This is a genomic window from Clostridium nitrophenolicum, from assembly GCF_055391695.1.
In genome coordinates this window covers 5,496,111-5,515,016 of record NZ_AP042469.1, presented here as the reverse complement: position 1 = coordinate 5,515,016, position 18,906 = coordinate 5,496,111, and the positions used below count along the sequence as shown (strand labels likewise).

Sequence of the window (18,906 nt, the reverse complement as noted above, 5' to 3'; positions counted from 1 at the left end):
AAAGGAGTTTTTTCAATGTATGATATAACAAATATATTAGAACCGGAAACTATGAGTGAAGCGCTTGAAATGTTTAGCAGTAATCCTAATTTAAAGGTTATCGCAGGTGGAACGGATGTTCTAATAAAATTACACCATGGTTCTATGGAAGAAGTTGAATTATTAAGCATTAGAAAAATTAAGGGTTTAGATGAAATAAAGTTATTGGAAGATGGTACTATTTCTATAGGTGCGATGGCTAACTTTTCACAAATTTTTAGAGATGATATAATAAATCGTTATATACCTGTTTTAGGTGAAGGTGCTGTCTCAATGGGAGGCCCTCAGATAAGAAACATGGCTACAATTGGTGGTAATGTATGTAACGGTGCTGTTTCAGCGGATAGTGCTCCAGCATTATTTGCATTGAATGCTATATTAAAATTAGAAAGTACTGCTGGGATAAGAATGATTCCTATACAAGAATTTTATGCTGGTCCAGGTAAGGTTAAGTTTGAACCAGGTGAAATATTGACGGCTTTACTTATTAAAAAAGAAAACTATGAAGGAACAACTGGTAATTATATTAAATTTAGTAATAGAAAAGCATTAGATATTTCAATGTTAGGAGTAGCTGTTGTTTGTAATTCGAATAATGGCAAATTTAATGACTTGAGAATTGCTCTAGGAGTTGCTGCGCCGATACCAATAAGATGTAGTGAAGCAGAAGAATTTGCAAGAGGTAAGAATATTACAGAGGAAACTATAAAACAAATCGGAAAAGATGCTTTAAAATCATCAAAGGCAAGGGATTCCTGGCGTGGTTCAAAATCATTTAGAGAGCACTTAATAGAAGTCTTAACACAACGAGCAATCCAAGAAGCTATTAAAAGGGCTGGAGGTAATCAAAATGAGTGAAGCAAAGATGAAAAAAATAAGCATAATTGTAAATGATAAGCCATATACATTTGAAGTTGATATAAGACTTTCACTACTAGAGGTGTTAAGAAATAAGTTGCAGTTTACAGGAGTTAAACAAGGGTGTTCCGTAGGAGAATGTGGCGCATGCACAGTTTTAATTGATGGAACACCAGTAAATTCATGCACTTACTTGGCGGTATGGGCAGATGAAAAAAAGATTACTACTATAGAAGGTGTCTCTAAAGATGGAAAGCTAACTAAAGTACAGCAGGCTTATATTGACGAAGGAGCTGTTCAATGTGGTTTCTGCACACCAGGATTAGTAATGACTACGACAGCACTTGTTCAGAGTGGTAAAAAATATACAGATGCTGAAATTAAAAGAGAAATTTCTGGACACTTATGTCGCTGTACAGGATATCAAAAGATTTTTAGAGCTGTTAAAAAGTCCCTACAAGAATAGAAACAAATAAAATTGCATACAAAGATTAGGCTGCTGTCAGAAATAGTATGTCAGCAGCTTTTTGAGTTTGTTTTTAGGGGCAAAAGGCGGTCAGTTAACTACAACGTCTATAAAATAAAGTATCTCTTATTATAGGCATATATTCGTTATTTATGGTTAAGAAATCCTTACACAATAGTGTAAGGATTTAATTTATTGTTTTAACATGCTGAGGACGGGATAGTGTGCGAAACTAAAAACCGTCCGCTATGCGGGTGAGATTAAACAAGAGTCCTTGGTGATTATTCATGCATTGGAAATTAATTCAATGTGCATTTTATGACGAAATATGAGAGCTTTTAAAACTTTTTGCGGCACTTCTACGTCTATTATTATGAAAACATATGGATATACAAATATTAATTGAAAATATTTTTAAAGACAATTAGCAAAGGAGATGGTGTTTTTTATGTTGAACAATATGCAGAATCGTCGATATATCACTGGATTAGATGGACTTCGAGCCTTTGCAGTATTAGCAGTTATTGCTTATCACTTTGGATTCAGTTGGGCTATGGGTGGATTCTTAGGGGTTGATATCTTTTTCGTTATATCTGGTTATCTTATAACATCCCAGATATTACCTTTATTAGGAAGTGACTTTAATTTTAGTTTAAGGGAATTTTGGATTAGACGTATTAGAAGGTTGCTACCAGCTGCTTATGTAATGATTATAACTATTTTTACGTGGGTGACACTATTTAACAGAAAAATAATAACTACAGTTCTAAAGGATGGAATATCTTCTATTATTTATGCAAGTAATTGGTGGTTTATTTTTCACAAAATCTCTTATTTCGATAGTTTTGGTTCACCTTCACCTTTTAAAAATCTTTGGTCCTTAGCAATAGAAGAACAATTCTACATAGTATGGCCTATTATTCTGATAATAGGACTTAAGGGTTTTAAAAAGCGAACTAAGTTTGCTAACATTGTTTTCATTGGAGCGGTATGTTCAGCTATGTTAATGGGTATATTGTATAATCCAGGTGAGGATCCTAGCCGTGTATACTATGGGACGGATACTCGCGCTTTTGAATTACTTATAGGCGGTTGGCTGGCTATGATTTTTCCAATGAAAAGATTTTTATCACAAAACATTATTATTAAAAAAAGAAAAGCATTAAATATTACTAGTATGATTACTTTCACTGCCTTTATTCTCAGCGTAGTTCTCATGAATGAATATCAAACATTTCTATATAGAGGTGGCATGTTCCTGTTTAGCTTAAATTCAGCCATACTTATAGCTTGTGTTTGTAGTCCTAACAGCTATTTAGGTCGTTTACTTTCATGGAAGCCTCTACGCTGGATTGGTAAAAGATCCTATGGAATTTATCTTTGGCATTACCCTATTATTGTTTTGAGTACTCCTGTTTATGAAATAGGAAATCAAACAGGCTGGCGTATATGCGCGCAGCTGGCTATTACATTTATTATTGCAGAGCTTTCATACCGTTTTATAGAAACACCTATACAAAAGTATGGATTTAGAGCATTTTTTAGAAATTGTTTAACGATCAATGGTTTTCGCTTTAGAAGATTATCTTTGGGTAGAATGATTGCAATTGTAGTCATACCTTTAGTGCTTGTGGTAGTTAGCGTTGTAAGCACTGTTGCAACAAAAGCTGAACAACAAGTGGGAAAGGTTAAAGCCTCTCAATCTGAAACAATTACTGATAATACAGAGAAATCTTCTATAAGTAAAGACTCAGATATAAGCTCTGATAAAAAAAGTGAGACAAGTTCTCCATCTACCACTAAATTTTACAATGAAATATTGGCTATAGGAGACTCTGTTATGTTAGATATTGCATCAAGTCTTAATAAAGTATATCCTAACATCACAATTGATGCAAAAGTTGGAAGGCAACTGTCTCAAGCTATTGAACTGGTACCTACTTATGCAGCTTTTAATGATACAAATAAAGCTGTGATTATTGACTTGGGGACAAATGGTTATTTTACTGATAAACAGATTGATAATCTGCTTAACTCTTTTAATAAAGCACATATTTATTTAGTAAATGTACGTGTACCACGCCAATGGGAAAAGCAAGTGAATAATGCTTTAAGTAAAAAAGCTAAAGAAAGAGATAATGTAACCTTAATTGATTGGTATTCTGCATCAATTGACCACCCTGAATATTTTGTATCTGACGGTGTGCATTTGCAGCCTAAAGGGATTGAAGCTTTAACATCTATTATAGATCAAGCTTTAAGTGAAAATAAAAGTGTTAAATAATCCTCACATTTTTCCTTTATAAATTATATGCCTTCTTTGAATGAACCTGTTCGTTATTTAAAGAGGGAGTTCAGATCACTAGAAAAAATTCTAAAAAAACTAATGGATAAGTTGTTTTAAAAGTAATAAATTACTTTTGAAACAGCTTATTTAAATTGAAAAATTACTTATACAGCTTTTAATTTATACAGTTTTAGTGACTCTCATTTATAGTATTTTTTTAGATACAAATTTTATTTTCTATTTATGATATGGTTCACTATAACTGGTATAACGTAGCCTTTACACATCTATTATTAATCATTCTGTTACTAGTGCTCCTTCTGCAACAGGGAATATTCCAGTTAATGAGATCTAACTCTATATTGTACTAAACTCGTAATTTAAATCATATCATTATATAGACAAGCCCCTTTAAATGAATGTGTTTTAAAATTATAGTGTTTTTCACTTTCAAGGTGGTGTACTGAAAATGATAGATAAATTGGCTTTACAGCTTACCGCCCTCATTTGTACCGAAACCTACAACAATGCTAAAGACAGAGCAAGGATACAGTATGGCTTAAGTGTAATTTTAAGTGAAGGATTTAAAACTGTTTTTCTAATACTGTTTTTTAATATAATACATAGACAAAATTTTTTCTATTTTTCCTTACTCATACTGATATCAACTAGGGTATTTGCTGGTGGAGTACACTTAAAAGGAGCCTTAAATTGTTTACTTCTAACAGCTCTGCTGCTTATCTTCACAAGTGTGCTGGCACCATTGGTTCCTAGACTACCGACAGTATATTATGGGCTTATTGGCATAGTTAGTTTTGCTATAGTTTTAGTTAGAGCTCCAATATGTAGTGTAAGGAGACCTATAAAAGACAATAAAAAAAAGCTACAGTATAAAATTGCAGCGGCTCTGTCTGTAGCTTTATGGACTATTATTTTATTGCTTTTACAAAGCGCTCCATATGTAAACTGCGGCTTCAGCACTATATTAATACAAAGCGTACAGCTTGTGCTGACTAAAAAGCCGAAGCTATAAATTTTTTAATAAACTTATAAAATAAGGAGGTCACATTATGAAAAAATTAATTGAAAATCTAAAGGGAAAAGGCACTTTATGCTCACTTTGTCTAGCTGTAACTTCAACTGTATTAACATATACCGGCTCCTTCCTCTTTTTCGGTGAGCCTGAAATTCCAGAATGCATAAAAAGCGAGTAGTTCCATAGATCTATGACAGCTTAATGCTAAAAATTGTATAATTACTCTCAAAGGATAGTTGAATTCTAGCTCCATAGGATTCAACTATTTTTTTCACATTATACAGCCCATATCCGCGATTCTCCCCTTCTTTAGTAGTATATCCTGCATTAAAAATCTTTCCGATATCATTAAATTCTATTCTTTCCCCTGTATTTCCAATTTCTATAATACAATTCTCTTCCAGGTATCCTATATTTAAGAACACTTTTTTCAAATCACTTTTTGAACTTAAAACAGAGTCAAAAGCATTATCCAAAAGATTGTTTAAAATCTCTGAAAGTTCATGATCCTTAAAAGGAAGTTTATAGTCCCCTTGAATAATATATTTAAAGTCAATATTATATTTTGCAGCCTCATTTATTTTATTGTAAATAATGGCCGCTACCACTGTATTATCTATTTGAAGTAACTTCTCCATACTTTCCAAAGAAGTATTAAGAGAATCCATATATTGTGCCATGGTTTTCTTTAAATTCTTTTCGTCAGATACTAAAACAAGACTGTAAACGGTATTCAAATGATTTTTAAAATCATGCTGTCTCCTTCTTACATCCTCTAATAGTTTTGATATTACTGGAGAGTATTTCTGATAATTCTCCAGTGACTTCTTTATTTCATTATTTTTCATCTCATACTCAAGCAAAAACAAATTTGCCAGGATGAATACTATAGGAATGACAAGATACAACGCAATCTCATCTAAAAACTCATGTCTTTTAAAATCCCATGTCCACTTTGCAATAACTATATACATGAGAAGATTCACGGAAAAAAAGTATATTTTAGAACTTTCCTGCCTAAAAAAAATTGTTAGTTTTTCATAAGATACATATTTATAGATACAAAAACTTAAAAGTACACCAATGAGGTTTGCAATAAATAAATATATGAAATCATCCTTCATCATAAAGGCTTGAATAGAAAATCTAATCATGACTATTATAGCAAGTTGCATTATACCCAAAATAGCCATAAGCAAGCCAAACTCTAATACTAAGTGCTTTATATTTTTTTTAAATGTCAGCTTGATAGCTAGAAGTAAAAACGAATAATTAAACCAAAAATGCAAAGGTGGATAAATATTATTTGTAATTACAACTGCTAATGAAGTAAAAAGTACAATGAGAGTACTTTTATATAATCTATTTTCATATTTTTTATTAAACATGTTCCACAGCAGCATAAAACTTCCTACTTCTAGAAATGTCAAGATGAATATCTTATAATTGTTCATTTATCCCCCCACCTACAGCATTATTAAACCTGTCCATTATACATTTCTTATAGTTGTTTCCTAATAATGCAGTTTTGTCAGTATTATAAAAATAAATCTTGTAAGAAGTTTTATTATTAGTTTTTTCAATTTTATTGATATATTTTATATTAACCAAATAGGATCTATGGCACTGAAGAATATTCTTATCATTTATCATTGAATTTAATTTCTTAAGGGATAAATAATCTATGGTGAAGGAACCGTTTATAGTATGAATTATTGAGGTTCTAATAAAGACTTCCACGAAAATTATTTCATTAACAAATATTTTTACCTGGATATTCTTTATGGGAACGATTATAAATTTCTCCTTGATTTCCGCAGCAGCAACCTGTTCCCTGCTGTCCGATAGCAAAAGCTTTGTTATTCCTTGGATGTTTTCCTTATTATAAGGCTTTAATATATAATCATAACAGTGAACATTCTTAAAGGCTGAAAGCATATACTCCTTGTAAATTGTCACAAATATTATCCAGTTTAGTCTATATCTTTCCATTTTTCTTATTTCAAGAGCAAACTTAAGACCTGATTCATTTTTTAAATTAATATCAACATAGAAAAGATCAATTATCTTTTGCTCAGCTATTTTAAAAGCCTCTGTAGCATTGGTGGTTTCATATACTTGATACTTCTCGCCTGATTGTTTTATAATCTCTGATAGGGTTTTCAACTGAATACGATCATCTTCTAAAATTAATATATTGTACATATAATTATCATGCCCCTTTGTATTGATTTATTCTTAATTAAATATTCTATATCCGTTTAGAAATACCTTCCTAAAATTGAATTATTTATTTAATTTAGTTAAATATTTACATAAATTAATAACAAAAATTGGAGCTTTTATGCAATGTTCAATATGTTCTAAAAGAATATGTGCTACAATTAAGCTACAAAGATATATTTTTTTTCTAAATTCTATTCAAGAAGTGAGCGGATTGCACCTATCCATATATTTATAAAAGGAGTGTGGTCTTGTGAATCTAAATTTTATTATTACTATTCTGTGTATTACAATGCTGGGAATTGTTGCTATGCTGCTTGGTTTTTGCTACAAACAGGAAATAATGAAAGCGTTGTTTCAATCAAAAACAACTTTAAAAAAAGACGAGCTTTCCTCTGAAATCACATTAAGTATTGACAAAAAAGAATGCAATAAGTAGCTCTGCCAAGCTTCCTATTGCACCTAAACACAATTATTTCTAATGCCATAAGCAAATTGCACAGTTCCGCAATCCGCTCACTCAAACATTATATCACAAATTTTGGAAATAAATCAATAGATAATTAAAAATTCTTTCCTCTATGCTTCTAGAATTATATATATGCAGTACAATGAAAAAATAATTGCAAGGCAACGAGGCTATCCAGTTATTTAACTGTTGATAGCCTTGTTCTTGGCAATTTCTCATTAAAACCGTCGTTACTTGTGGTACGGCTCGCCATTAATTATTCTAAATCCTCTGTAAACCTGCTCCAGCAGAATAACCCTCATAAGCTGATGTGGAAAAGTCATCTTGGAAAAACAAAGGCTAAAATCTGCTCTATCTAAAACAGCTTTAGAAAGCCCAAGAGACCCACCTATTACAAAAGCTATATTGCTATTGCCTTTAATTCCAGCTTCCTTTATAAAGCCTGCTAGCTCCTCAGAGGAAAGCATTTTGCCCTTAAGGTCCAGTGTAATTACAAACATATTATCTTTCACATGCTTTAGAATATTTAAACCTTCTTTCTCTTTTATTAAAAGTTCTTCCTTTTCAGAGGCATTATCAGGAGTTTTTTCATCGGGAACTTCTATAATCTCTAATTTGCAATATCTTGATAGACGTTTAGAATATTCATCTATAGCTTGCTTTAAATATTTTTCTTTAAGTTTGCCGACACATATTGTGGATATGTTCATAAGTTTACCTCCAATTTGTTAATTAAAATTAAGTACTTATTCTATATAAGTTTATCGAAATCTAATCACAGCAATAAATGCTAACTTGGTTTAAGGACTATTTCCTGATATCAAAAAATCCTTACACAGTAGTGTAAGGATTTAATTATTTAAGAATTAAGTACTATTTTCCGCAACAATTTTTGTATTTCTTGCCACTTCCACATGGACAAGAATCATTTCTTCCAACTTTGTTTTTATTTACAACAGTTTTTGAAGCAACCCATTGTTGACGAATTTCTTTTCTCTTTTCTGGTGAGAATATAGACTCCCATTGTGGAAGACCATACAAATAGTCTGCTTTAGCATCTAACATATTAAAATATAACTTTTCAAAGTTAATTTTTACGGATATATCAGAATCTTCCTCTAAGCTTTCAAGATCAAGAGCCTCTTCAAGACTATCATTTATTCCATCTAGGAATCCCATAAAAAAGATTGTTGTAGTTTCATACTTGCTTGCTAAGTCCTTTATTGAACCGCTTACAGTATCTTTATGCTCAGCTAAGATTCTTGTATAAATATGTTTTTCAATTGAACCATATTCTTTCCAGAATTCAGCCTCTCCTCTAGTTTTAACAAAATCTATGACCATATCTGTCCAATTTTTATACAAACTCATAGTTTATTCTCCTTTTGCAAATATATTACTAATTTTGAAAATATACCACTTGATTATTATAATAGAAATTATAACATTTTTCAATAATTTTTGATATTTATACTAATTAAGTTTATTTATGTTAGTACATATTTAGCTGTATCATTGCAATAGCTACATTGTTCATTTTGGCATTTTTCTAAGTTAGGAAAGGTTTCATTTTCTACTAAAAAGTCATCAAATGCTATATCTACGTGATTTTCACAACAATATTTAATTTTTTTTGGCATTTTGGATGTCATCCTTTCCTATTGGTTTTGATAAGTCAAAGTGTTCTCCCCAAATCCCTGTATCCTTATTTTCTACTAAAATTTTAACTCTTTCAACAGATGGAATTTGGGAAAGTGACCAAATTATGCTTTTTAAGCAAGCTTCTTCTTTTGAAGAAGTCATGGGAATGTTTGCTTCCTTGCTAAAATTTACAAAAGCAATATTGTCTTTAATGGAAAAACTTAGGACTCTTGTATCTTTAGGTAAAACAGGAGTTAGCTTACTACTTACTGATGGTCCTTTTATAATTTCTCCAATTATGGTTTCGCCAAGAATTTCATATCGTTTTAAAACTCTTTCTTCTTGTGCAATTTCAGGAGTATTAACATTTTTAGAAGAATCAAAGTAAATATTTAAGTCTAAAGTGTTTTCTTTTTCTTTAGACAAAACTATTTTCTTTTCTTTTTCCTTATTATTTAGACTTGTCTTGTCCTTCTTTTCACATCCAGTTATACCTAATAAAGAAACTACTAATATAGAGCAAGTGAACACGCTAAAACCTTTTTTCATATCCTCACCCATTTCATTTAAAATTCTATATAATTACTTGGCATATCCCTCTTTGCCATAGATAAACTTAAATCCTTATCTAACTTAACTCCAGCAGAAGTTAAGACATTTAGCACAGTTTGGTAGGCTAGTTCAGGATAGTTATTGGTTTTGCTTAAGTGTCCTAATATTATTTTTTTAAACTTGTCATTTGTAATATCTACAATGGCTTTTCCGCAGTCTTCGTTAGATAAATGTCCAATATCGCTTAAAATTCTTCTTTTTAAGCTATAGGGATATGGGCCGAATTTAAGCATTTCTACGTCGTGATTACTCTCAAGCAATACTACATCTGCATCCTTTAGGGCAGTGTTTACCTCATTGGAAAAAAAGCCTAAGTCTGTTGCTATGCAAACTTTTTTATCTTTGTATTGCAAAGCATATCCAGAAGGAGCTGCAGCATCATGAGAAATTTTATAGCTTAATACGTCCATGTCTTTAACACTAATGTAGCTACTATCTATCACGTTAATATTATGTTCTTTTATTTTTCCTATAGTTCCCGACATAGCTTCCCAAGTAGGAGAATTTGCATATATCGGAATATCATATTTTCTTGACAATACTCCAACACCTTTTGTGTGGTCTATATGCTCATGAGTAACAAATATAGCATCGATATCTTTAGCGTTATGCCCGATGTTTAATAGGGCATTCTCAATACTCTTTCCAGGAAGCCCTGCGTCTATGAGTACTTTAGCTTTGTCAGAAGATACAAATAGGCTATTTCCGCTACTACCACTGTATAAAGAACAAAAAATCATAATAATTCTCCTATTCTAAGGTTAAGACTATTCAGCACAGAAAACCCTTATTATATCAGCTCCTAATGCGTGGAATTTTTCCTCTATATTAGGGTATCCTCTATCAATATGTTCAATGCTTACTACCTCAGTAGTACCTTCTGCTATAAGGCCAGCTATAACCATAGCTGCACCAGCTCTTAGGTCAGTTGCTTTTACAATAGCACCTGTGAGTTTACTGACACCATCTATTATAGCAGATCTACCTTCAACCTTTACATTTGCGCCCATTTTCTTTAATTCATCTGCATGCTTAAATCTGCTTTCCCAAATGCTTTCGTTAATTATACTTCTACCTTGAGCTACTGTTAGAAGTGTGCTCATTGGTTGCTGTACATCTGTTGGAAAGCCAGGATAAGGTTGAGTTTTTATGTTTACTCCTTTAAGGTTACCATTAGATTTTACAGTAATACAATCACCATCTTCAGTCACTTCTGCACCCATTTCTATAAGCTTTGCAGATATGGACTCAAGATGTTTCGGGATAACATTTTGTATAGTAACTTCTCCTCCACAAGCAGCAGCAGCTATCATATAAGTACCAGCTTCTATCTGATCAGGTATTACGCTATAGGAACAGCCTTTTAAAGACTCTACACCTACAACTCTTATAACATCAGTACCAGCACCTTTAATATTAGCGCCCATGCTATTTAAAAAGTTTGCAACATCTACTACATGAGGCTCTTTTGCAACATTCTCTAAGGTTGTTACCCCTTCAGCAAAGGTTGCTGCCAACATAACATTTATAGTTGCACCAACACTAACTACATCAAAAAATATATTTGTTCCTATTAATCTGTCAGCTTCGGCAGTTACACATCCATGTTTAATTTCTACCTTTGCACCTAAGGCTTCAAAACCTTTGATGTGTTGATCTATAGGTCTAACTCCAATAGGACACCCCCCTGGAAGTTCTACGACAGCTTTTTTAAATCTGCCTAAAAGTGCTCCTATTAAATAATAGGAAGCTCTCATTTTTCTCACATCTTCTGTATTTGCTATAACACTATTTATCTTTGAACTATCTATAGAAACAGAATTTTTGTCTCTAACTAATGTACATCCGAGACTTTCATTTATTCTTTCAATACAATGAACATCTTCAATATCAGGTATATTATCTATATTACAAACACCTTCACTAGCCATTATAGCAGCAGGAAGTATCGCTACAGCAGCATTTTTTGCACCATTTATTTCTATACAACCATAAAGAGGTTTTCCACCGTTAATTATCAATTTATCCATTCCCGCATCCATCCTTATCATCATTATTAATTTATATAAATTCATAAAACTTAAATTCAAATTGTTACACAAATTTTATTATAACATAATTCTATAATATTTTAACATTAATTTTAGAAAAGTGAATAGGAGGTTAATGTAATTTAGTCCAAAAATATAAGCACCCTAGGGTGCTTATATTTTTATAACTATTCTTTTTCGAAGCTTCCACAGTCTGTGCATTGTTTTGTTTTAGCTAATGATTCATGTTTTGTAACTTGAATTTTCTCTAGTGTACAGTAGTCTTGATCTTTAGCATGAAATCTACATTCACTAACTACACATCCTATGCTATCATTGCGATTTCCCATCATTACTGAATACCTCCATGAATTAATTATATTTAAAAAACTAACAATATTATTTTCTCACTTTAAGTTTTATATATACATGAAATTAAAATAAAATAAAGATATACATACTGCATACATAGTTGAGATTTTAATAAGAAAATGTTGCTTTTTAGTACAATTAGATAAATTATCATGAAGATATTATGTATAAAAATATTATATGGAACAATTATATGTTATAATAATATTTAGTTGTTATAACATGGACTCATAAGTTTAGTTTTGGGGGATTGAGAATAATATGAAGTATTATTTAGTAGCTTTATTTGATAAACAATCATATTCATACATTGAAGAAATGCAGAAAAGTATATGTAAAAAGTACAAGATATATAAAAATATGCCTGTTCTTCACATAACCTTAGAAGTTATAGGAGATCCTGACATAGAGAAGCTAAATAAAATAGTTTCTGATATATTAAAGCCATATAAAAAATTTAAGGTTGAAATTAATGGAGTAATGTGCTTTGATCCACCATATAAATCAGTTAATTTAAAAATAGAAAATAAGGGATATATAATCAGATTAGCAAGACATATAAATGATATACTTAAATTACATGGTTTTAATGTTAGGGATAATATCGATAACTGGGATTTGCATGTTTCATTAGCTAATACTAATTATGCTATAAGAGAATGGTCCAGTAAAGAATATGTGGCAGCTTGTGACACTGCTAAAAAAGGAAATATTCATAAGATGGCGAAAATAGATAGGATAGAGCTTTGGAAGCCGATAAACAATAAGAAAGAAATGATAATAAAAAGTTTTCCATTAAGGGACTTTTAGCATAACATTAAATAATAAAAAGAAGAGTAGTAGCAGAAGAAGACTGTTATTATTCTTCTTTTTTATTTTAAGTAATGAAAAAGTTTTCAAAAAAATAATTGACATATTATATAAGCTAATATAGAATAAATTTAACCGGTTAAATAAACCGGTTAAATAGTTAAAAATTACTTATATAGAGGTGAACATTATGAATAGAGTTTGCATTTTAGGTAGCATAAATATGGATTTAGTATTAAGAGTTGATAGAATGGCAAAGTCAGGGGAAACTATTTTATCAAAGGATTATAAAAAGATTCCTGGAGGAAAAGGTGCCAATCAAGCAGTTGCTGCTAAAAGATTAGGATCTAGTGTAAGTTTTATAGGAAAAGTTGGACAAGATGAAAACGGTTGCGAACTCTTAAAAGTTCTGGAACAAGATAAAATAGATATAAATAATATTAAATATAGTGAGCATACTCCAACTGGTATGGCAATTATTACAGTTGATGATACTGGAAGTAATTCTATAATAGTTGTGCCTGGAGCTAACATGGAGGTTGACAATAATTCAATTGAAGATGCTGAAAATGTAATAAAAAATTCTAAATTGCTTATAGCTCAATTTGAAACTCCACTAGATATCACAATAAAGGCTTTTGAAATTGCTAAGAAAAATGGGGTAACAACTATATTGAACCCAGCTCCAGCAAAAAACATGCCTGATGAGCTGTTAAAACTTACAGATATTATAATTCCGAACGAAACAGAAGCTTTTGAGCTTACAGGGATTAAAGTTGAAGATATAAGTGGTGTAAAAGAAGCAGCAGATAGTTTCATGGCCAAAGGAGTTAAATTTGTAGTAATAACCCTAGGTGAGAGAGGGGCAGCGTTAATAGGCACCAACAAATTTAATATTATACCAGCCTATAAGGTTAAGGCTGTAGATACTACTGCTGCAGGAGACAGCTTTATAGGAGCGGTAGCAAGTAAATTACAAAACGAAGATAAGATAGATTTTGAAATGATTGAAAAAGCTATTAAATTTGCAAATAAAGTTTCAGCACTTGTAGTTCAGAGACAAGGTGCTCAACCATCTCTTCCATATCTAGAAGAAGTGATGAAGCTATATGGGGAGGAATAAGGAATGAAAAAGACGGGATTATTAAATTCAGAAATATCTAGTGTAATATCAAAAATGGGACATACTGATAGTTTAGCCATAGGGGACTGTGGTTTACCTATTCCAGAGGAAACCAAAAGAATAGATTTAGCTCTTATAAAAGATATTCCTAGTTTTATAGCTACATTAAAAGTTGTACTAACGGAGCTTCAAGTAGAAGAAGTAGAATTAGCAAAGGAAACTGTAGATGTTAGTCCAGCACTATTTGAAGAAATAAAAAAGGAAATTGGAGATGTGAAAATAACCTTCATAACACATGGGGAACTCAAAGATAAATTAAAAGAATGTAAGGCTGTCATAAGAACTGGAGAGCAAACACCTTATGCGAATATAATTTTAAGATCAGGAGTTGTATTTTAAAAATATTTTTAGGAGGAAAGAATATGGAAGATAAAAAGCCGCTTTTAGAGATGGTAGGCATATCTAAGTCCTTTCCTGGAGTAAAGGCACTACAAGACGTTAATCTAAAAGTCCATTCTGGAGAAGTAGTAGCATTGCTTGGAGAAAATGGAGCAGGAAAGTCTACACTTATGAAGATATTAAGTGGTGTTTATAAAAAAGATGAAGGAAAGGTTTTAATTGAAGGAAACGAGGTTGATATACAGGGTATTAAACATGCTGAAAGCATGGGGATAACAATTATACATCAGGAGCTTAGTGTACTTCCGAACCTAACTGTTTCAGAAAATATATTTTTAGGAAATGAGAAGTTTGATAAGGGCACTAGAAGAATAAATAAAGCGTGGATGAGAGAAAGAAGCTTAGACTTTCTAGAGCAAATTGGATGCAATATAAATCCGAATACTTTAGTTAAGGATATAAATGTAGGAGAAATGCAAATGATTGAAATTGCAAAAGCCTTAACTAAAAACTCTAGCATTATTATAATGGATGAACCAACCACAGCGCTTACTGATGTAGAAACAAAAAATCTATTTACTGTAATTAGAAAGCTAAAAGAAAAGGGAATGGCAGTTATTTATATATCTCACAGATTGGATGAGATTTTTCAAATATGTGATTCTATTACTGTACTAAGAGATGGTAAATATGTTGGAGATGTGGAAACTAAAAGTGTAACTAAAGATGATTTAATTACTATGATGGTGGGAAGAAAACTTGAGGAGCAGTTTCCTTACAAAGAAGTAGATAAAACAAGAACCCTATTAAAGGCTGATAACATATCTTTAAAAGATAAAGTTAGAAATGTAAGTTTTGAAGTAAAAGCGGGAGAAATACTAGGTATTGCCGGGCTTATGGGAGCTGGAAGAACTGAGCTTGCTAAAACTATTTTTGGAGATTACAAGAAAAGTTCAGGGGAAATCTGTATTGATGGACAAAAGGTTAGTATAAATTCTCCTAAAGATGCAATTAGCCATGGAGTTTGCTACTTATCCGAAGATAGAAAAAAAGAAGGCTTAATTCTAGGCATGTCTGTAAGAGAAAATATGACAATATCAAATATAAAAAGCTATGAAAATAGTTTAAAAAGAATAGATAAAAAGGCAGAAAAAGAAGAAGTTGATAAATATATAAAGAAACTTTCAGTTAAAACTCCTCATAGAGAGCAGTTAATTAAAAATCTTAGTGGAGGAAATCAACAAAAGGTAATATTGGCAAAGTGGCTTATGCTCTCACCAAAGATTTTGATAATTGATGAACCTACTAAAGGTATAGATGTGGGAGCGAAGAAGGAAATCTATGAAGTTTTAAATGAGTTAAAGAGTGCTGGCAAGGCTGTCATTATGATTTCTTCTGATATGGCAGAAATAATAGGTGTAAGCGATAGAGTAATTGTAATGCACGAAGGAAAGCTAACTGGTGAGCTAAAGAGAGATGAGCTTACTCAAGAAAACATAATGAAATATGCAGTTGGCATTTAAATTTTATATTATAACAAAGGGAGAATGAAATATGGAAAAGGATATTAAGAGTTTGCTTTTTAAATATAAATCTTTAATAGGCTTAATAATACTTTGTGTAGTTATATCTATTATTACTCCTAGATTTTTAACTGTCACAAATGTACTAAATGTATTTACTCAGGTTTCTGTTAACGCAATAATTGCAGTAGGTATGTGCTTTGTAATATTAACAGGAGGAATAGACTTATCAGTTGGATCAACTTTGGCTATAACAGGGGCTGTAGCAGCAACCTTAGTTAAAAGTAATACTAATACTTTTGTAACTATAATTGCAGTTTTAATAATAGGAGCATTGATTGGCTTATTTAACGGGATACTAGTTTCAAAAGGCAAAATACAGGCTTTCATAGTAACTTTGGCAACTATGACTGTATTTAGAGGAGTAACCTATGTTTATACGAAAGGAACACCTATATCAGGCTTAAGCTCAGATTTTACTGTTATAGGTAATGGTAAATTAGCAGGAATACCCTTACCAGTAATTCTAATACTACTTGTAGTTTTAGGTGCTTGGTATGTGCTAAATCAAACAAGATATGGCAGATATGTTTATGCTGTAGGTGGTAATGAAGACTCAGCAAGGCTGTCGGGTATAAATACAGATAAAATTAAAGCTTTAGTTTATGTTATATGCGGTGTAACAGCAGCACTTAGCGGTATTGTAGTAACAAGCAGAATAGTGTCAGCATCACCTAATGCTGGTTCTGGATTTGAATTAGATGCTATTGCAGCAGTTGTTCTTGGTGGGACAAGCCTTTCAGGTGGAGAAGGATCAGTAATTGGAACAATAATAGGTGCAATGATTATAGGTGTATTAAATAATGGATTAAATTTAATGAATGTATCTCCATTCTATCAATTAATAGTAAAAGGTTTTGTAATAATACTGGCTGTTATTCTTGATAAGAAAAATAAATAAGTAAACATTAAAAATTTATATAAAATCTGAGGAGGATTAATATTATGAAAAGAACTCGTTTAAAAATGTTATCATTAGCTTTGACAGGTATGATTGCTGTAGCAGGATTTACTGGATGCGGCAGCAAGACAGAGCAAGGCAAACAAGGTGGAGAAAAGAAAAAGATAGGAATGGTTGTATCAACACTAAACAATCCTTTCTTTGTGTCAATGAAAGATGGGGCAACTAAAAAAGCTCAAGAACTAGGATATGACTTGGTAGTTGTTGACTCACAAAACGATGCAAGCAAGGAAAGAGCTAACGTTGACGACCTTTTACAACAAGGAGTTTCAGCAATCATTATAAATCCAACAGATAGTGATGCAGTTGGAAACTCAATCCAAGCAGCAAATGATAAGAAAGTACCAGTTTTAACTGTAGATAGAAAAGCTAATAAAGGTAATGTTGTTGCCCACATAGCTTCAGATAATGTTAAGGGTGGAAAAATGGCAGCAGATTTCATTCTTGAAAAGTTAGGTGGCAAGGCTAACATAGTTGAGCTTCAAGGAATACCGGGAGCATCAGCCACTAGAGATAGAGGTAAGGGATTCCATGAGGGTGTAGATAATAAAGATAATGTTAAGGTTGTAGCTAGCCAAGCAGCAGACTTTGATAGACAAAAGGGATTAAACGTAATGGAAAATATAATGCAAGCTACACCACAGTTTGATGCTGTATTCGCTCATAATGATGAGATGGCTTTAGGTGCTGTTAAGGCTCTAAAAGGCAAAAAGGTTTTAGTTGTTGGTTTTGACGGAAATGATGATGCTAAAAAAGCTGTTGAAAGCGGAGAAATGGCAGCTACAGTTGCACAGCAACCAGACTTAATGGGAAGTTTAGCAGTTGAAAACGCTGTAAAAGTTATAAAGGGTGAATCCGTACAAAAAGAAATACCAGTAGATTTAAAACTTATAAAGAAATAATTTAAAAATCCAGGGCATTTGCCCTGGATTTTATAAAGTATAGTGTATAATAGGTATATAACCATAAATGGAAAAATTTAAAGTGCACGAGGGATAGTAATGAAAAAAGTAACAATGCTTGATATTGCTAAAATGGCAGGAGTATCTAAGGCCACCGTTTCAATGGTTTTAAGTAAACATGATCAAAGTATAAGCGAGGAGACTAGAAATAAAGTGCTGAGTTTGGCTAAGGAAATGAACTATATACCAAACTCTTTGGCAAGAAGCCTAAGTACAAAAAAAACTGGTACAATTGGAATAATACTCCCGGATATCACTAACCCATTTTTTTCTTCAATTGCAAGAGCTATTGAGGATGAGGCTAGCTTATTGGGATATAATGTAATTTTTTGCAATACAGATAATGAGACGAATAAGGAAGAAAAATATATTAAGTTACTAATAAGCAAACTAGTAGATGGAGTTATATTCATAGCCGGTGGAGAAAGCGAGAATAGTGTTAAAATGCTAAAGCATAATAACATTCCTTTTGTGCTTGTAGATAGATATATTGATACTCATGAAGAGGAATACGGAGTATATGCTCTAAACAAAGATGGAGTTTTGAAGGGGATAGAGTATCTGTATAATGAAGGAAGTAGAAGAATTGCCTTTGTAGAAGGTCCCAAAACCCTTGAAATTTCTAGACAAAGACTAGATGGTTATAAATATTCCATGAGTAAATATGGATTATATGATGAGAGGCTTGTGTTTAGCGGAGATTTTACTATAGACGGAGGCATTAAGGCTACAGAAAACATGCTACAGAATACAACGGATCTAGATGCTATATTTTATAGCAATGATGCAATGGCCTTAGGTGGAATAAAGGTATTATTAAAAAGAGGATTTAAAATACCACAGGATATAAGAGTTCTTGGTTTTGACAACATTGAATTATCAGAGATTTTTGAGCCAGAGTTAACAACAATAGCCCAACCTATCTATGAAATGGGAAAACAATCTTGTAAGTTACTTATAGATGTTATAGACACTGCAGATATTGAAAACAAACAGATTTATTTTGAAACAGAGCTTATAATTAGAGAAACATAG

Annotated in this window: 22 protein-coding genes; 13 read left to right on the top strand and 9 right to left on the bottom strand. The window is 31.9% G+C overall.

The genetic code is table 11. The annotated features are described in order from the left end of the window. Positions 1-15 precede the first annotated feature (15 nt). The 5 genes from xdhB (at position 16) to ACZ5N4_RS26175 (ending at position 4,864) form a co-directional block, all read left to right on the top strand. Complete coding sequence (gene xdhB, locus ACZ5N4_RS26195) at positions 16-897, top strand: xanthine dehydrogenase FAD-binding subunit XdhB (protein WP_464205678.1); 882 nt, start codon at positions 16-18, stop codon at positions 895-897. Then, the gene (gene xdhC / locus ACZ5N4_RS26190) at positions 890-1,363 is read left to right on the top strand and encodes a xanthine dehydrogenase subunit XdhC (protein ID WP_464205676.1); all 474 of its coding nucleotides are present in this window, start codon (positions 890-892) and stop codon (positions 1,361-1,363) included. The genes xdhB and xdhC overlap by 8 nt, the downstream gene beginning before the upstream one ends. A 448-nt stretch (positions 1,364-1,811) precedes the next feature. Beyond that, positions 1,812-3,647, top strand: a complete 1,836-nt coding sequence (locus ACZ5N4_RS26185; RefSeq protein ID WP_464205674.1) for an acyltransferase family protein — start codon at positions 1,812-1,814, stop codon at positions 3,645-3,647. Positions 3,648-4,119: 472 nt separating this feature from the next. Then, on the top strand, positions 4,120-4,683 hold the full coding sequence (locus ACZ5N4_RS26180) for an accessory gene regulator B family protein (RefSeq protein ID WP_464205673.1): 564 nt from the start codon (positions 4,120-4,122) through the stop codon (positions 4,681-4,683). Between the two features lie 37 nt (positions 4,684-4,720). Continuing rightward, the gene (locus ACZ5N4_RS26175) at positions 4,721-4,864 is read left to right on the top strand and encodes a cyclic lactone autoinducer peptide (protein WP_464205672.1); all 144 of its coding nucleotides are present in this window, start codon (positions 4,721-4,723) and stop codon (positions 4,862-4,864) included. A 10-nt stretch (positions 4,865-4,874) separates the two neighbouring features. Here ACZ5N4_RS26175 and ACZ5N4_RS26170 read toward each other — a convergent pair whose 3' ends face one another. Further along, the gene (locus tag ACZ5N4_RS26170) at positions 4,875-6,140 is read right to left on the bottom strand and encodes a sensor histidine kinase (RefSeq protein WP_464205670.1); all 1,266 of its coding nucleotides are present in this window, start codon (positions 6,138-6,140) and stop codon (positions 4,875-4,877) included. Then, positions 6,127-6,891, bottom strand: a complete 765-nt coding sequence (locus ACZ5N4_RS26165) for a LytR/AlgR family response regulator transcription factor (protein WP_464205669.1) — start codon at positions 6,889-6,891, stop codon at positions 6,127-6,129. The genes ACZ5N4_RS26170 and ACZ5N4_RS26165 overlap by 14 nt, the downstream gene beginning before the upstream one ends. A gap of 271 nt (positions 6,892-7,162) precedes the next feature. On the opposite strand from ACZ5N4_RS26165, the gene ACZ5N4_RS26160 reads away from it, so the two are divergent. Beyond that, on the top strand, positions 7,163-7,348 hold the full coding sequence (locus tag ACZ5N4_RS26160) for a hypothetical protein (RefSeq protein ID WP_464205668.1): 186 nt from the start codon (positions 7,163-7,165) through the stop codon (positions 7,346-7,348). A 260-nt stretch (positions 7,349-7,608) separates the two neighbouring features. On the opposite strand, the gene rlmH is transcribed toward ACZ5N4_RS26160, so the two are convergent. From rlmH to ACZ5N4_RS26125, 7 genes are all read right to left on the bottom strand, one after another. Further along, a complete protein-coding gene (rlmH, locus tag ACZ5N4_RS26155; RefSeq protein ID WP_464205666.1) occupies positions 7,609-8,088 on the bottom strand; it encodes a 23S rRNA (pseudouridine(1915)-N(3))-methyltransferase RlmH in 480 nt (159 codons plus the stop codon). Between the two features lie 163 nt (positions 8,089-8,251). Continuing rightward, entirely contained in the window at positions 8,252-8,749 is a 498-nt protein-coding gene (locus ACZ5N4_RS26150; protein ID WP_464205664.1) for an SEC-C metal-binding domain-containing protein, read from the bottom strand. 116 nt (positions 8,750-8,865) lie between these two features. Further along, positions 8,866-9,018: a CxxH/CxxC protein gene (locus tag ACZ5N4_RS26145; RefSeq protein WP_464205662.1), complete on the bottom strand. Its 153-nt coding sequence runs from the start codon at positions 9,016-9,018 to the stop codon at positions 8,866-8,868. Next, entirely contained in the window at positions 9,002-9,568 is a 567-nt protein-coding gene (locus ACZ5N4_RS26140) for a GerMN domain-containing protein (RefSeq protein ID WP_464211061.1), read from the bottom strand. The genes ACZ5N4_RS26145 and ACZ5N4_RS26140 overlap by 17 nt, the downstream gene beginning before the upstream one ends. A gap of 17 nt (positions 9,569-9,585) precedes the next feature. Further along, positions 9,586-10,371, bottom strand: a complete 786-nt coding sequence (locus ACZ5N4_RS26135; protein ID WP_464205660.1) for an MBL fold metallo-hydrolase — start codon at positions 10,369-10,371, stop codon at positions 9,586-9,588. Positions 10,372-10,398: 27 nt separating this feature from the next. Beyond that, positions 10,399-11,661 carry a UDP-N-acetylglucosamine 1-carboxyvinyltransferase gene (locus ACZ5N4_RS26130; RefSeq protein WP_464205658.1) on the bottom strand — a complete coding sequence of 421 codons (1,263 nt, stop codon included), beginning with the start codon at positions 11,659-11,661 and terminating at the stop codon, positions 10,399-10,401. A gap of 188 nt (positions 11,662-11,849) precedes the next feature. Beyond that, positions 11,850-12,014, bottom strand: a complete 165-nt coding sequence (locus ACZ5N4_RS26125; protein WP_464205656.1) for a DUF1540 domain-containing protein — start codon at positions 12,012-12,014, stop codon at positions 11,850-11,852. A gap of 280 nt (positions 12,015-12,294) precedes the next feature. Here ACZ5N4_RS26125 and ACZ5N4_RS26120 point away from each other — a divergent pair, with 280 nt between their 5' ends. From ACZ5N4_RS26120 to ACZ5N4_RS26090, 7 genes are all read left to right on the top strand, one after another. Beyond that, positions 12,295-12,843 carry a 2'-5' RNA ligase family protein gene (locus ACZ5N4_RS26120; protein WP_464205654.1) on the top strand — a complete coding sequence of 183 codons (549 nt, stop codon included), beginning with the start codon at positions 12,295-12,297 and terminating at the stop codon, positions 12,841-12,843. Between the two features lie 190 nt (positions 12,844-13,033). Then, the gene (gene rbsK, locus ACZ5N4_RS26115) at positions 13,034-13,966 is read left to right on the top strand and encodes a ribokinase (protein WP_464205652.1); all 933 of its coding nucleotides are present in this window, start codon (positions 13,034-13,036) and stop codon (positions 13,964-13,966) included. A gap of 3 nt (positions 13,967-13,969) precedes the next feature. Then, positions 13,970-14,365 carry a D-ribose pyranase gene (gene rbsD / locus ACZ5N4_RS26110; RefSeq protein WP_464205650.1) on the top strand — a complete coding sequence of 132 codons (396 nt, stop codon included), beginning with the start codon at positions 13,970-13,972 and terminating at the stop codon, positions 14,363-14,365. Between the two features lie 23 nt (positions 14,366-14,388). Next, positions 14,389-15,888 carry a sugar ABC transporter ATP-binding protein gene (locus tag ACZ5N4_RS26105; protein ID WP_464205648.1) on the top strand — a complete coding sequence of 500 codons (1,500 nt, stop codon included), beginning with the start codon at positions 14,389-14,391 and terminating at the stop codon, positions 15,886-15,888. A gap of 31 nt (positions 15,889-15,919) precedes the next feature. Next, positions 15,920-16,849 (top strand): ribose ABC transporter permease, encoded by a 930-nt coding sequence (gene rbsC, locus ACZ5N4_RS26100; RefSeq protein WP_464205646.1) that lies wholly within the window; start codon positions 15,920-15,922, stop codon positions 16,847-16,849. 44 nt (positions 16,850-16,893) lie between these two features. Continuing rightward, positions 16,894-17,811: a ribose ABC transporter substrate-binding protein RbsB gene (rbsB, locus tag ACZ5N4_RS26095; protein WP_464205644.1), complete on the top strand. Its 918-nt coding sequence runs from the start codon at positions 16,894-16,896 to the stop codon at positions 17,809-17,811. Positions 17,812-17,910: 99 nt separating this feature from the next. Further along, positions 17,911-18,906 (top strand): LacI family DNA-binding transcriptional regulator, encoded by a 996-nt coding sequence (locus ACZ5N4_RS26090; protein ID WP_464205642.1) that lies wholly within the window; start codon positions 17,911-17,913, stop codon positions 18,904-18,906.

Excerpts from the sequence above, each read along its gene's own strand:
- xdhB (WP_464205678.1), top strand. The coding sequence starts at position 16 with ATGTATGATATAACAAATATATTAGAACCGGAAACTATGAGTGAAGCG.
- xdhC (WP_464205676.1), top strand. The coding sequence starts at position 890 with ATGAGTGAAGCAAAGATGAAAAAAATAAGCATAATTGTAAATGATAAG.
- ACZ5N4_RS26185 (WP_464205674.1), top strand. The coding sequence starts at position 1,812 with ATGTTGAACAATATGCAGAATCGTCGATATATCACTGGATTAGATGGA.
- ACZ5N4_RS26180 (WP_464205673.1), top strand. The coding sequence starts at position 4,120 with ATGATAGATAAATTGGCTTTACAGCTTACCGCCCTCATTTGTACCGAA.
- ACZ5N4_RS26175 (WP_464205672.1), top strand. The coding sequence starts at position 4,721 with ATGAAAAAATTAATTGAAAATCTAAAGGGAAAAGGCACTTTATGCTCA.
- ACZ5N4_RS26170 (WP_464205670.1), bottom strand. The coding sequence starts at position 6,140 with ATGAACAATTATAAGATATTCATCTTGACATTTCTAGAAGTAGGAAGT.
- ACZ5N4_RS26165 (WP_464205669.1), bottom strand. The coding sequence starts at position 6,891 with ATGTACAATATATTAATTTTAGAAGATGATCGTATTCAGTTGAAAACC.
- rlmH (WP_464205666.1), bottom strand. The coding sequence starts at position 8,088 with ATGAACATATCCACAATATGTGTCGGCAAACTTAAAGAAAAATATTTA.
- ACZ5N4_RS26150 (WP_464205664.1), bottom strand. The coding sequence starts at position 8,749 with ATGAGTTTGTATAAAAATTGGACAGATATGGTCATAGATTTTGTTAAA.
- ACZ5N4_RS26145 (WP_464205662.1), bottom strand. The coding sequence starts at position 9,018 with ATGCCAAAAAAAATTAAATATTGTTGTGAAAATCACGTAGATATAGCA.
- ACZ5N4_RS26140 (WP_464211061.1), bottom strand. The coding sequence starts at position 9,568 with ATGAAAAAAGGTTTTAGCGTGTTCACTTGCTCTATATTAGTAGTTTCT.
- ACZ5N4_RS26135 (WP_464205660.1), bottom strand. The coding sequence starts at position 10,371 with ATGATTTTTTGTTCTTTATACAGTGGTAGTAGCGGAAATAGCCTATTT.
- ACZ5N4_RS26130 (WP_464205658.1), bottom strand. The coding sequence starts at position 11,661 with ATGGATAAATTGATAATTAACGGTGGAAAACCTCTTTATGGTTGTATA.
- ACZ5N4_RS26125 (WP_464205656.1), bottom strand. The coding sequence starts at position 12,014 with ATGATGGGAAATCGCAATGATAGCATAGGATGTGTAGTTAGTGAATGT.
- ACZ5N4_RS26120 (WP_464205654.1), top strand. The coding sequence starts at position 12,295 with ATGAAGTATTATTTAGTAGCTTTATTTGATAAACAATCATATTCATAC.
- rbsK (WP_464205652.1), top strand. The coding sequence starts at position 13,034 with ATGAATAGAGTTTGCATTTTAGGTAGCATAAATATGGATTTAGTATTA.
- rbsD (WP_464205650.1), top strand. The coding sequence starts at position 13,970 with ATGAAAAAGACGGGATTATTAAATTCAGAAATATCTAGTGTAATATCA.
- ACZ5N4_RS26105 (WP_464205648.1), top strand. The coding sequence starts at position 14,389 with ATGGAAGATAAAAAGCCGCTTTTAGAGATGGTAGGCATATCTAAGTCC.
- rbsC (WP_464205646.1), top strand. The coding sequence starts at position 15,920 with ATGGAAAAGGATATTAAGAGTTTGCTTTTTAAATATAAATCTTTAATA.
- rbsB (WP_464205644.1), top strand. The coding sequence starts at position 16,894 with ATGAAAAGAACTCGTTTAAAAATGTTATCATTAGCTTTGACAGGTATG.
- ACZ5N4_RS26090 (WP_464205642.1), top strand. The coding sequence starts at position 17,911 with ATGAAAAAAGTAACAATGCTTGATATTGCTAAAATGGCAGGAGTATCT.